Annotated in this window: 11 protein-coding genes; all 11 read right to left on the minus strand. The window is 67.2% G+C overall.

Features of this window, described 5'->3' with window-relative positions; genetic code table 11:
- Positions 1–170: 170 nt before the first annotated feature.
- The 11 genes from IPJ17_12315 to IPJ17_12365 all read right to left on the minus strand — a co-directional run bounded on the left by IPJ17_12315 (position 171) and on the right by IPJ17_12365 (position 12,218).
- On the minus strand, positions 171–1,130 hold the full coding sequence (locus IPJ17_12315; protein QQR72305.1) for a branched-chain amino acid transaminase: 960 nt from the start codon (positions 1,128–1,130) through the stop codon (positions 171–173).
- On the minus strand, positions 1,127–2,176 hold the full coding sequence (gene leuB, locus IPJ17_12320) for a 3-isopropylmalate dehydrogenase (protein ID QQR72306.1): 1,050 nt from the start codon (positions 2,174–2,176) through the stop codon (positions 1,127–1,129). Before leuB ends, IPJ17_12315 begins: the two co-directional genes overlap by 4 nt.
- The gene (gene leuD, locus IPJ17_12325) at positions 2,173–2,796 is read right to left on the minus strand and encodes a 3-isopropylmalate dehydratase small subunit (GenBank protein QQR72307.1); all 624 of its coding nucleotides are present in this window, start codon (positions 2,794–2,796) and stop codon (positions 2,173–2,175) included. Before leuD ends, leuB begins: the two co-directional genes overlap by 4 nt.
- Positions 2,793–4,211 carry a 3-isopropylmalate dehydratase large subunit gene (leuC, locus tag IPJ17_12330; GenBank protein QQR72308.1) on the minus strand — a complete coding sequence of 473 codons (1,419 nt, stop codon included), beginning with the start codon at positions 4,209–4,211 and terminating at the stop codon, positions 2,793–2,795. The genes leuD and leuC overlap by 4 nt, the downstream gene beginning before the upstream one ends.
- Positions 4,208–5,761, minus strand: a complete 1,554-nt coding sequence (locus tag IPJ17_12335; protein ID QQR72309.1) for a 2-isopropylmalate synthase — start codon at positions 5,759–5,761, stop codon at positions 4,208–4,210. The genes leuC and IPJ17_12335 overlap by 4 nt, the downstream gene beginning before the upstream one ends.
- Positions 5,762–5,953: 192 nt before the next feature.
- On the minus strand, positions 5,954–6,187 hold the full coding sequence (locus IPJ17_12340; protein ID QQR72310.1) for a hypothetical protein: 234 nt from the start codon (positions 6,185–6,187) through the stop codon (positions 5,954–5,956).
- 287 nt (positions 6,188–6,474) lie between these two features.
- Positions 6,475–6,747, minus strand: a complete 273-nt coding sequence (locus IPJ17_12345) for a hypothetical protein (protein QQR72311.1) — start codon at positions 6,745–6,747, stop codon at positions 6,475–6,477.
- A gap of 750 nt (positions 6,748–7,497) precedes the next feature.
- Positions 7,498–8,463 carry a hypothetical protein gene (locus IPJ17_12350; GenBank protein ID QQR72312.1) on the minus strand — a complete coding sequence of 322 codons (966 nt, stop codon included), beginning with the start codon at positions 8,461–8,463 and terminating at the stop codon, positions 7,498–7,500.
- Between the two features lie 425 nt (positions 8,464–8,888).
- Positions 8,889–9,236, minus strand: a complete 348-nt coding sequence (locus IPJ17_12355) for a hypothetical protein (GenBank protein ID QQR72313.1) — start codon at positions 9,234–9,236, stop codon at positions 8,889–8,891.
- A gap of 223 nt (positions 9,237–9,459) precedes the next feature.
- Positions 9,460–10,470 (minus strand): RHS repeat-associated core domain-containing protein, encoded by a 1,011-nt coding sequence (locus tag IPJ17_12360; protein ID QQR72314.1) that lies wholly within the window; start codon positions 10,468–10,470, stop codon positions 9,460–9,462.
- A 938-nt stretch (positions 10,471–11,408) separates the two neighbouring features.
- Positions 11,409–12,218, minus strand: a complete 810-nt coding sequence (locus IPJ17_12365) for an RHS repeat-associated core domain-containing protein (protein QQR72315.1) — start codon at positions 12,216–12,218, stop codon at positions 11,409–11,411.
- Between the last annotated feature and the right edge of the window lie 63 nt (positions 12,219–12,281).

The raw sequence follows: 12,281 nt of genomic DNA on the forward strand, positions 1-12,281 counted from the left end.
CTCCTTGAGCGCCTTGCGCTTCTCCTTGCTGAGCGTGGCGGCGTAGGGGCAGTCCTTGCAGGTCTTCCCCTTGTCGTCCTTGTAGGCCTCGCAGCAGCCGAGCTTCTTTGCTTTCTTGCCCATGCCTGGGAGGGAGTCTAGCCCGCCTCCCAGGTTCCCGGGCGGGGGGGCTACGACGCTTCGCGCAGGCGGCGCCACGCCTCGGGGAGAGCCGCTCGTGTCGCCAGGGTCACCCAGTGGCGGTAGCGCGCGTCGTCGCCGCGCACCGCACGGCTGAAGACCTCCTGGATGCGACGGGTGACCGGACCGGTGCGCCCCTCGCCGATGGTGCGGAAGTCGATCTCGCGCAGGCCGACCACTTCGGCGGCGGTGCCACAGACGAAGACCTCGTCGGCGGCGTAGAGCTGGTCGCGCGACACCGGGCTCTCGGCGACCTCGTAGCCGAGGTCGCGAGCGACGGTGATCAGGGCGTCGCGGGTGATCCCCTCGAGCACCGTGGCGCTGTCGGGGGTGACGATGCGGCCCTTGCGCACCAGGAAGAGGTTCTCGCCGGTGCACTCGGCGACGAAGCCGAACGGGTCGAGCATGATCGCCTCTTCGAAGCCGAGCCGCACCGACTCGGTCTTGGCGAGCACGCTGTTGACGTAGTTGCCGGCGATCTTCGCCTTGGTCAGGGAGATGTTCGGGTGATGGCGGGTGAAGGAGGAGACGTTGGCGCGCACGCCGTGCTCGCGCGCCTCGGCGCCGAGGTAGGCGGCCCACTCCCAGGCGGCGATGCCGAGCCCCACCTCGCAGCGGTCGACGGTGAGGTTCCAGCCGCCGCTGGCGACGAAGAAGAGCGGCCGGATGTAGCAGGCCGCGAGCTCGTTGGCCGCCACCACGGCGAGCGACGCCTGGACGATCTCCTCCTCGTCGAACGGCAGCTCGCGCACGCCGAGCAGGTGCGCCGAGGCGACGAGGCGCTGGACGTGCTCGCGCAACCGGAAGACCCCCGGACCGTCGGGTGTCGCATAGGCGCGGATCCCCTCGAAGACCCCGGTGCCATAGTGGAGCGACGGCGTGAGGAAGTGGACGGTGGCGTTTTCGAACGGCACCAGCTCGCCGTTCATCCAGACATAGCGCGACGTCATCGGGGGACCTCCTGCGGGTGGGCGGGGCTGCGAGCGAGCCGTCTCTCGACGGCGTGGGCAAACTCTGCGGTGGTGGCGTTGCCGCCGAGGTCGGCGGTGCGTTCGTCGGCGAGCGCCTCGACCACGGCGCGCTCGAGGGCGCTGCCGAGATCGGGGCGTCCGAGACCGTGCGAGAGCATCAGCGCGACGGTGAGCAGAGCACCGGTGGGATTGGCGATGCCGTGCCCGGCCAGGTCGGGCGCCGAGCCGTGCACCGGCTCGAAGAGCCCCGGACCGTCGCCGAGCGAGGCCGAGGCCAGGAGGCCGATGCCGCCGGCGACGGCCGCCAGCTCGTCGGAAAGCACGTCGCCGAACAGGTTGTCGGCGAGCACGACGTCGAAGCGCTGCGGGGCAGCGATCAGCTCGAAGGAGGCGGCGTCGACGAAGCGGTGCTCGAGCTCGACCTCCGGATACTCGCGCGCCACCTCGATCACCGTGCGGCGCCAGAGCCGGCTTGCCGCGAGGACGTTCGCCTTGTCGATCGAGGTGACGCGGCGTCGCCGCCGGCGCGCCAGATCGAAGGCGACGCGCGCTACGCGGCGCGTCTGCTCGGCGGTCTGTCGCCAGGTGTCGAGCGCCTCCTGCTCGCCTTCGACGCGCGGCTCGCCGAAGTAGACGCCGCCGAGCAGGTCGCGGACCACGAGGATGTCGGCGCCAGCGACGATCTCGCGCCGGAGCGGCACCGGCAGCCCGAGATCGCGGGCCGGCCGCAGGTTGGCGTAGACGTCGAGGCCGCGACGGAGAGCGAGCAGCCCCTGTTCCGGTCGCACCGTGCCGCCCTCCCACTTCGGACCGCCGATGGCGCCGAGGAAGACGGCGTCGCTCGCGCGGCAGAGGGCGAGCGTGGCGTCCGGCAGCGGCTCGCCGGTGGCGTCGATCGCGGCGCCGCCGACCGGCGCCTCGGTCGCGTCGAAAGCCAGCAGGCGCGAGAGGAAGGAGAGTGCGACGGCGGTGACTTCGGGGCCGATGCCGTCGCCCGGGAGGACGGCGATCCGTGGACGGCTCATGCGACACCTCCGTCGGCGTGAAGCGCCGGGAGCGGATGGGCGCGTTCGTGCCGGGCGATCTCGTCGTCCTGCGCCAGCAGATAGTCGAGCTCGTCGACTCCGTGCAGCAGGCAGTGGCGGGCGAACGGTTCGAGCGCGAAGGCGGCACGGCCGCCGGGCCACCGCACTTCGCAGGCGGTGAGGTCGACGGTGACCTCGGCCGCGGGATCGGTGTCGAGCCGGGCCGCCAGGGCCGTGTGGCTCGCAGCGTCGATCTCGACCGCCAGCACGCCGTTGCCGAGGGCGTTGCGCCGGAAGATGTCGGCGAGTCGCGGAGCCACCACGGCCCGGAAGCCGAAATCGGCGAGCGCCCAGACGGCGTGTTCTCGTGACGATCCGCAGCCGAAGTTGGGTCCGGCAACGAGGATGCTCCGCCCGGCGGCGTGCTCGCCGTCGAGCGGCGAGTCGGGTCGGACGCTGCCGTCGGCGGCGTAGCGCCAGTCGGCGAAGAGATGCCGGCCGAGGCCGGCGCGCACGGTGGTGGTGAGGAAGCGCGCCGGAATGATCTGGTCGGTGTCGACATTGGCCCCCCGCAGGCGGAGCGCACGGGAGGTCAGGGTGACGAAGGGTGCGCGGCTCACGAGGCGATCTCCCGGGGATCGGCGATGACGCCGGCAATGGCCGCCGCCGCCGCGGTGGCCGGGCTGGCGAGGAGGGTGCGACCGCCGGGTCCCTGTCTTCCTTCGAAGTTGCGGTTCGAGGTGGCCACGGCGGTCTGGCCGGGCGCGAGGCGGTCCTCGTTCATCGCCAGACACATCGAGCAGCCCGACTCGCGCCACTCGGCGCCGGCGGCGCGGAAGATCTCGCCGAGCCCTTCCTGTTCCGCCGCGTGGCGCACCGCCTGCGAGCCGGGAACGACGAGAGCGCGGACGCCCGGGGCGACCCGTCGGCCCGCGAAGAGTCGCGCCGCCTCGCGCAGATCCGAGAGGCGTCCGTTGGTGCAGGAGCCGATGAAGACGACGTCGACCTTCCGCCCGAGCAGCGGTTGGCCGGGCTCGAGCCCCATGTAGGCGAGCGCGCGCGCGGCCGTGGCGTCGCCGTCGGGCGCGGGGACGACGCCGCGCACGGGGATGCCCATCCCCGGATTCGTTCCCCAGGTGATCATCGGTTCGACCGTCGCGGCGTCGAGCTCGAGGGTGCGATCGAAGCGCGCCCCGGCGTCGCTGGCGAGCGCTCTCCAGCGCGCGACGGCGGCGGCGAAGTCCTCGCCGCGCGGGGCGAACGGACGGCCCTCGAGGTAGGCGAAGGTGGTCTCGTCCGGCGCCACCATGCCGACGCGCGCGCCCCACTCGATCGACATGTTGCAGACGGTCATCCGCTCTTCGATCGAGAGCGCCGCGATCGCCTCGCCGCGGTATTCGACCGCGTGGCCGGTGGCGCCGGCGACGCCGTGCCGGGCGATGAGCGCCAGGATCAGGTCCTTGGCGAGGACGCCCGGGCGGAGCCGTCCGCCGATCTCGACCGCCAGCGTGCGCGGCTGCTCGGCGAGCAGGCACTGGGTGGCGAGCACCTGCGCCACTTCGCTGGTGCCGATGCCGAAGGCGATGGCGCCGAACGCTCCGTGCGTGCTGGTGTGGCTGTCGCCGCAGACGATGGTCATGCCGGGCTGCGTGGCGCCGAGCTCGGGGCCGATGACGTGCACGATCCCCTGCCGATCGTCGCCGAGTGGGTAGAGCGGGATACCGTGTCGCGCGCAGTGGTCGCCGAGCGCGGCCACCTGGTGCGCGGCTTGGGGCTCGGTGACCCGGCGCGCTCCCCCGGGAGCGGACATCGTCGGAATGGCGTGGTCCATCGTCGCCAGCGTGCGATCGGGGCGGCGCACCGCGAGGCCGCGCCGTGCGAGCTCGGCGAACGCCTGCGGCGAGGTCACTTCGTGCACGAGGTGAAGGTCGACGTAGAGCGTCGCCGGGGTGTCGGGCGTGGCCGCGCGCACCACGTGCGCCTGCCAGACCTTGTCGAAAAGGGTCTGCGGCTCGTGGATGCCGGGCGCCGTCATGCGGAGACCGCCTCGCGCGCCGTGGTGCGCAGCCGGTGCGCTGCCGAGACCGCCGACAGATAGGCGCGCAGAGCGGCTTCGATGGTGTCGCCGCTCGCGGCCTGGCCGGTCGACTCGACCTCGCCGTCGCGCACGCGCATGAGGACTTCGGCAAGCGCGTCGCTCCCGTGGCCGACGGCGCGGGTGTGGAACTCGAGCAGCTCGAGCCCCTCCTCGAAGCCGAGGGCGGTGTTGGTGGCACGCAGCGCGGCGTCGAGCGGCCCGTGGCCGAGCGCCGAGGCGGAGCGCCGCTCGCCGTCGAGCTCGATCTCGACGGTGGCGGTGGGGAGGAGCTGGTTGCCGGAGACGACGTGGTAGCGCACCAGCCGGGCGTGGTGCGCCGCGTCGCCGGCGGCGAGCTCGAGGAGGTCCTCGTCGTAGACGAACTTCTGGCGGTCGGCGAGCTCCTTGACGCGCGCCGTCATCGGCTCGAGCTCTTCGGGCGCCAGCGCGACCCCGAGCCCGCGCAGGCGGACGTCGACGGCATGGCGTCCGCAGTGCTTGCCGAGCACGAGGAGCGACTGCGAGAGACCGACCGAAGCGGGGGTCATGATCTCGTAGGTCAGCGGGTTGGCGAGCACGCCGTGCTGGTGGATCCCCGCCTCATGGGCGAAGGCGTTGCGGCCGACGATCGCTTTGTTCGGCTGCGGCCAGACGCCGGTGATCGTCGAGAGCGCGCGGCTGCTCTCGGCGATCTCCTCGCTGCGCACGCCGGTCGAGAAGGGGAGCGACTCGCGCCGGACGTAGAGCGCCATCACCAGCTCCTCGATCGCCGTGTTGCCGGCGCGCTCGCCGATGCCGTTGATCGTCACCTCGACCTGCCGCGCGCCGTTGGCGACGGCGGCGAGCGAGTTCGCCACCGCGAGGCCGAGGTCGTTGTGGCAGTGGGCGGAGAGGACGGCACCGGGGATCGCCGTGCGCAGGCGAGCGAAGAGGGCGCCGTATTCGTCGGGGAGGGCGTAGCCGACGGTGTCGGGGACGTTGAGCACGCTCGCTCCCGCCTCGTGGGCCGCCTGCAGCACCTCGATGAGGAACGCCGGGTCGGAGCGCGAGGCGTCCTCGGCGGAGAACTCGACCTCGTAGCCGAAGGAGCGGGCGAAGGCGACGCCGGCCACCGCCTGCCGCAGCGCCCCGGCGCGGTCGATGCGCAGCTTGTGGGCGAGGTGAAGATCGGAGGTGGCGATGAAGACGTGCAGGCGCGGCCGCGCCGCCCCGGCGAGCGCGCGTGCCGCGCAGGCGATGTCCTCCTCGCGCGTGCGGCAGAGGGCGGCGATCGTCGCGCCCCGCACCTCGGCGGCGACGGCCGCCACCGCGTCGGCCTCGCCCGCCGAGGCGATCGGGAAGCCCGCCTCGATCACGTCGACGCCGAGCCGCTCGAGCTGTCGGGCGAGGTCGACCTTCTCCCGCCGGTTCATGCTGCAGCCGGGCGACTGCTCACCATCGCGCAGCGTCGTGTCGAAAATCGCCAGCCGACCGCCGACCTCTCCGCTCGATTCCGCTCTCCCGCCCATCTCGCAAACCCCCTGAAACGCAAAAGGCCCCCGAGTCTCCTCGGGGGCCTGGGTCGATCCGTTCGCTCGTCGTGCGACTAGATCGCCGGTCCCCTGGCGCCGGTAAGAAGAAGCAGCGAGCCGAGCGCGAGAGCGCTCCGACGCGGCAGCACGGGGACGATGGCGAGGTTCCGGCTCATGTGGGGCGGGATACTAGGAATTTCCGACCCGGGAGTCAAGTCCGAGGAAGGTGCGGCGGAATTCTTCGAAGAGAACCTTTCGCAAGCGGTCCAGTTCCTGATTCGCCGCACCTGCCTCAGGGCCAACACGAGATTCGTCCACCTGAAGATCGTTGAGACTGCCCATTCCGCCGAACAAGGTTTGAGCCAGGTACTCTGCTTGCAGACCGGATAGCGGCCCATCTTGTCTGGAAAGCAGCTCAGCCATGGCACTCAGTCGGCTCCACCAGATTGCTGCGAAGGGATCGAATCTCGATTCTGTCCCGGCGGTATATGCGCGCCCATCCCACCTGAGTGACGTTGGCGAGTCTCGCGTGGAGAACCGAGCTAGTAGCCGTGCTGTCTGCTCGAGCGCAAAGACGAAGTCGTTGGTCATGGTCTTACCTCTCTCAAGACAGCACTGTTTTCAACGAAGATCCGGGTGGCCGCCTTTCTTCTACCTCGACACGCCAGGGCGAAAGTCAGGCGGCCCTGTCGGAAGATAACTGAACGACTTCACGCCGAGCAAGGGTCGACGCTGAAGAACCTCCCCAAGAGCGGCGAGTAGAACCGGGCGTGCATGTAATCGATGTCGTCGGCGACGCCGGCGGTGCCGAGGGTGTCGCGCTGGTGGCCGGTGAACTTCTTGTCGTCGATCGTCTGCTGGTTGCCGGTGGTCGTCACCTCTTCGCCGAACGGGTAGTCGTTCGGCTGCGCCACCCGCTCGTGGAGCGAGTTGGTGATCAGCCGCGGCGTGCCGAGGTGGTCGGCGTGATAGTAGTCCGGCAAGTTGTGCGACTCGTCCCGCGCGATGCGGCGGCTGCCGAGGACGGTGGGGAGACTGGTGCGTCCACGGTTCGACGAGTCTCTGCATTCGGCGCCGCAGACCCTGAGTATTCGACTAAAGAGGCCTTGCGGGCGAAGACCTGAAACGCGAAAGGCCCCCGAGTTTCCTCGGGGGCCTGGGTCGATCCGTCCGCTCGTCGTGCGACTAGATCGCCGGTCCCCTGGCGCCGGTAAGAAGAAGCGAGCCGAGCGCGAGAGCGCTCCGACGCGGCGATACGGGGACGATGGCGAGGTTCCGGCTCATGTGGGGGCGGAGTCTAGGCGGATTCGCTCCGGGTGTCAGGCCGCGTGCGACTCAGCTGCCTTGCGGCCGAGACCCAACGCTGTTCGCAGCCAAGGCCGGGGACAGTTTGCCAATCGCGGCGAGCCCTCCACCGCGCCAACGAGATGCGATCGATAGGGCATCAGCCAGAGTAGTCTCGTTCTCGAGCCCGAAAGCGTTGGACGGGACCGAGCGCCCCTGCTTGATGCCGAACAGGGATTGACCCTCGAGGCGCGGCGACACGAGCAGGGAACGGTAGGTCACACCGCGATGCTCGATTGCCACATCTAGGCTTAGCAGGATTCTCTCGCTTGTGCCCGTCGCCGTTTCGGTTACGTTTCCGGAGGCCTCAGTGCCACCGAGCTCCCAGGGATCGCTGAAGGTGAAAGACACGCGCGATGGCGAATTTGGTTCCATTGTTCCTCCGACTATCAGCGATAGCTGAGTACGTCCAGTATTCGGACGAGGATACTGCCTGTCGCAGTTCGCTCCATCCCGCCGCCTGGCATTCCGTTGGCTGGCGTGACCCGCGTTGGAGCAGAGAAGGCCCCTGCGGGCACCTCCAGTGTGACGCGCACTTCCGGTGTCTGTGCGAGGGCCAAGCGCTGTCTTGCTCGGTCTGCAGAGGAGCTGATCGCATCGCTTACATAGTGTGTGCCGCTTCTGCCGCCACGGAGAAGGCCACTCGCGCGAGTGGCTTCGAGTTCGGCCGTGGACATAGCGCGTTGGACTACTTCTGTGGCTCCTGCCGTCGCTCCGCGCCTAAGGAGGCTCGAGAGAGGTGCAATCAGCCCAGCCGTCCGAAGCGAGTCTACGGCAACAGCCACTGTAATCTGTCCTGGACTGGCACCAGAGCCAATCGCCGTTCCGACAGCATCCCCGGCCTTCAGCAAGTCGATGACGGAGGTGGCAGCGGTGACTCCGTTCGCGATCTGTGTGGCCACGTACACGCCCATGACCGAGCCATCGTTGACCGCATCTGCTGCCGCAGCGCCTGCAGTTTCCACCATGCTGATTGCCTTGTCTGCAGTCTGCGCTGTCGCGAGCTTGCCGGTCGGGTCCGTGCGGGTTAGAGGTCGGCCCTCGACATAGGAGTACCGATTCCACGACTGCGGGCTCTGTTGCATTCCGAGCACAGGATCCGTGCTCAGGAACCTCCCCAAGAGCGGCGAGTAGAACCGGGCGTGCATGTAGTCGATGTCCTCGGCGACGCCGGCGGTGCCGAGGGTGTCGCGCTGGTGGCCGGTGAACTTCTTGTCGTCGATCGTCTGCTGGTTGCCGGTGGTCGTCACCTCTTCGCCGAAAGGGTAGTAGTTCGGCTGCGCCACCCGCTCGTGTCGCGAGTTGGTGATCAGCCGCGGCGTGCCGAGGTGGTCGGCGTGGTAGTAGTCCGGCAAGTTGTGCGACTCGTCCCGCGCGATGCGGCGGTTGCTGTGGACGGAGGGGAGACTGGTGCGTCCACGGTTCGACGAGAATCTGCATTCGGCGCCGCAGACCCTGAGCACCCGGCGCAGAGGATCTTGCGGGCGAAGGCCTAAACGCAAAAGGCCCCCGAGTCTCCTCGGGGGCCTGGGTCGATCCGTTCGCTCGTCGTGCGACTAGATCGCCGGTCCCCTGGCGCCGGTAAGAAGAAGCAGCGAGCCGAGCGCGAGAGCGCTCGGGCGCGGCAAGCTGGGGACGATGGCTTCGTCCCGTCCAGTGCGAGGGTCGACTTGAGGCGGCGCCGGGCCTGGAGTCGAGGCTCTCATGGGTACCTCAGCAATTGGCCAAGGAGAGCGTCTCTCCTATTGAGCCATCGTCGTAGATCGCAGCCAAGTCGAGTCTATTCCTCCCTAGCGGGTCCTCCTGTCCGCGCCATGTGTAGTGCTTCTTCCATGCGACCCTTCGAGATGGATGTTCTCAGCTGTTTCGCTTGACTCCGTGCATTCAAGTACTGAGTGGCGCCGTGAATGAGCGGAGATGCAGTGACGAGGAGCAGAATAGCGAGAAGCAGTCTAAGGAGCTTCGATTCCAGAGTTAGTACGCCGAGGAAGTAGGCCGCGACTATCAGGCCGACCGCCGGAAAAGTGGAGAGACCAAGGAACATCTGATTCTTGTACCGGCGAGCAAGGTCCTCGTAGATGATCAGTAGCTCTGAGTCCGAGAGGAGTTGTCTTCTGGGTTCTTTCATCGTTGTTTCTCCTGCAGGGCGCTATCGAGTAGCTCTCTCGAGTCCGTTGGTCGCCGACTGTACCGTGGCAATCGAACAACGACGGAAGGTGCGGTCGTTATCTCATGGCGGAAAAGGCTCACGCTCAAGGTCCTTCTGTCTGCGGCAGCCAGAGGTCGTTCTGCCCTCGGTGGCTCGGCTGCTATCTCATCGTCGGTAGTTCGGAGGTGAGTGGTCCCTGTAGTCACCGTACCCCCTTGTCTACTGACCTTGGGAGGAAGTTCCCGTGAGCTCGGGCATTCAAGGCCTTGTCGAGTTCCTCTTGAGAAACCGTGCTTGGCCGATGGGACGGTAGCAGCGGAACGATCGTGGAAATTGAGGTTGAGACGGAAGCCCCACTAATGGCACTGACCATTGGGGCGCGCGAGGTGAGACTCTGGGCTATTGCAGTGTGAGATGCCACCACACGTGCGGCGCTGAAGCTCCCGCTGGCTGCTGCAGCCACTGACCGCTCAGCCTGCAATGTCGCCGCCGCCGCCCGGGACTGGAAATCGGAATTGACACGGAATCCGATGCCGGCCCCAAGTGCGCTGGTCCCGCAGTCTAGGCCTGCAGCCTTAGGGTCAAGAGCGGATGAGCTGTCGGAGGAATCTAAGGATCGGGTCACTGCGCCTCCGACCACGCTCGAAACACCGTTGACGGTTGCTACTGTAGCGAGTCCTGCCTCAGCGAGGGCTGAGGCACCAAGCGTGAGCCCCGCAAGACCCCCCGCCACGAAGCCTCCAGCCGCCGCTGCGCCGACATCTTGCCAATTCAGCTCAGTACCCTGATACAGCTGAGCTCCGATTGATCCGAGCGCGCCAAATGCAGCGCCTACACCCGCGCCAACGACCGCGAGTGGCGTCTCTCCGTTGGCATCGAGGTAGTTGACTGGGTTTCCGTGAGCATAGGAATACCGATTCCACGACTGCGGGTTCTGTTGCATTCCGAGCACAGGATCCGTGCTCAGGAACCTCCCCAGCAGTGGCGAGTAGAACCGGGCGTGCATGTAGTCGATGTCGTCGGCGACGCCGGGGGTGCCGAGGGTGTCGCGCTGGTGGCCGGTGAACTTCTTGTCGTCGATCGTCTGCTGGTTGCCGGTGGTCGTCACCTCCTCGCCGAACGGGTAGTAGTTCGGCTGCGCCACCCGCTCGTGGCGCGAGTTGGTGATCAGCCGCGGCGTGCCGAGGTGGTCGGCGTGGTAGTAGTCCGGCAAGTTGTGCGACTCGTCCCGCGCGATGCGGCGGTTGCCGAGGACGGAGGGGAGACTGGTGCGTCCACGGTTCGACGAGTCGCTGCATTCGGCGCCGCAGACCCTGAGCATGCGACGGAAGAGGTCTTGCGGGCGAAGGCCTGAAACGCGAAAGGCCCCCGAGTCTCCTCGGGGGCCTGGGTCGGTCCGTTCGCTCCTCGTGCGACTAGATCGCCGGTCCCCTGGCGCCGGTAAGAAGAAGCAGCGAGCCGAGCGCGAGAGCGTTCGGGCGCGACAGCACGGGGACGATGGCGAGGTTCCGGCTCATGAAGGGACGCCTGAGACTCTCGAACGGATCGTGCATCTGGTCCGAGGGGTATGTTCCTTGGTCTTGACGAACAGCACTAGTCGGCAGCGAGTCACTCGAATCGGTGCACCCATAGGTCCTTGGAGGTGACGAATGAGCCAGAGACGGCCATGCAGAGGCGCTGCAGCCTTCCCGCAGACGGAGCCTGAGGTGACTTATACCAAAGGACGACTCGGTATTGTCCCGCAGCTACCAGACCAGCAGCGTGATCACCTTCTGAAACCGCAGGTGAGAGGCTGATTGCGCCCGCCAGAGAGCGGACTGGGACCTTCCTTGAAGGGCGGCCCTCCGTCGTCTGAATCTCGAGTACGAGCGGGCCGTTGTCCGGGCCGTGTGAACGGGCGAGGAACAAGCCCGACTCGCTCGGAGCCAGGACCTCCAACTCGGACAAGCCGTCTAGGCCGGTAAGGTTGAGGTTCGGGTCCTCAACGTCGATAGATGGCAGCCCGGGCCCGAACCGGACAGGGCACGGGTCTTGGGTCTGACCAGGGGATTCGCCAATTGCCGGGGTTGACAAAAGAACTATCGCCAAGCTGCAAGCAGCACCAATTCTGAGTCCCATGAGTCGTTCTCCGCTTCGAAAGACAAGGAAGTTCTATTTCTGTTCGCTCGTGGCAGCTGCCGCACGAGTGAGCCAGTCCGCGTAGTCGCTTCCTGTCAGCATTCGACTGGTCGTGTAGGTACTTGGGCCCGTGGATTCCAACTTCATCAAGAATGAAGTGCCCGCGAGAATGAAGACTGGCTTGCCTGTGACGCTAGCCTGGACCTTATCTGCCTTGCTAGGGAACGCTGCAAACAGGACTTTCTCGCCTCCGGGAATCGGAACTTTGCCGGTGCCGACGTGGCTATGCATGGTGGCCGCGAGTTCGCGGCCCGAAGCGCTCGTTACTTCGCCGTCCGAATTCCGGCCGAGTGTTAGGGACACCTTGCCAATGTCGTTGTCTGTTTTCGCACCGCCCTCGGCATTAAAGTCCCCATTGCCGTCCGTGACGATCACAGCGCCGGCTTCCACCCGCTTTGCAAGCGGAGCACTGAAGTTCGTTATCTTTACAATATCGCCGACGACCTGCAACACCTGTGGGTCTTCCAGCAGGGCTTTGTCTGCAGTCTTCTTAAGGTCTTTGAGCCCGGTTGGATCGGTGAGGAGGATTGGGTTTCCCCTCACGTAAGAATAGCGGTTCCACGACTGCGGCGCCCGAGGTCGCCCGAGTACGGGATCCGTGCTCAGGAACCTTCCCAAGAGCGGCGAGTAGAACCGGGCGTGCATGTAGTCGATGTCGTCGGCGACGCCGGGGGTGCCGAGGGTGTCGCGCTGGTGGCCGGTGAACTTCTTGTCGTCGATCGTCTGCTGGTTGCCGGTGGTCGTCACCTCTTCGCCGAACGGGTCGTCGTTCGGCTGCGCCACCCGCTCATGCCGCGAGCCGGTGATCAGCCGCGGCGTGCCGAGGTGGTCGGTGTGGTCGTCGTC

It is taken from the genome of Holophagales bacterium, assembly GCA_016699405.1.
Lineage (GTDB): Bacteria > Acidobacteriota > Thermoanaerobaculia > Multivoradales > JAGPDF01 > JAAYLR01.

Coding starts and splice junctions, on each gene's coding strand:
- IPJ17_12315 (QQR72305.1), bottom strand. CDS start 1,130: ATGACGTCGCGCTATGTCTGGATGAACGGCGAGCTGGTGCCGTTCGAA.
- leuB (QQR72306.1), bottom strand. CDS start 2,176: ATGAGCCGTCCACGGATCGCCGTCCTCCCGGGCGACGGCATCGGCCCC.
- leuC (QQR72308.1), bottom strand. CDS start 4,211: ATGACGGCGCCCGGCATCCACGAGCCGCAGACCCTTTTCGACAAGGTC.
- IPJ17_12335 (QQR72309.1), bottom strand. CDS start 5,761: ATGGGCGGGAGAGCGGAATCGAGCGGAGAGGTCGGCGGTCGGCTGGCG.
- IPJ17_12340 (QQR72310.1), bottom strand. CDS start 6,187: ATGGCTGAGCTGCTTTCCAGACAAGATGGGCCGCTATCCGGTCTGCAA.
- IPJ17_12355 (QQR72313.1), bottom strand. CDS start 9,236: ATGAAAGAACCCAGAAGACAACTCCTCTCGGACTCAGAGCTACTGATC.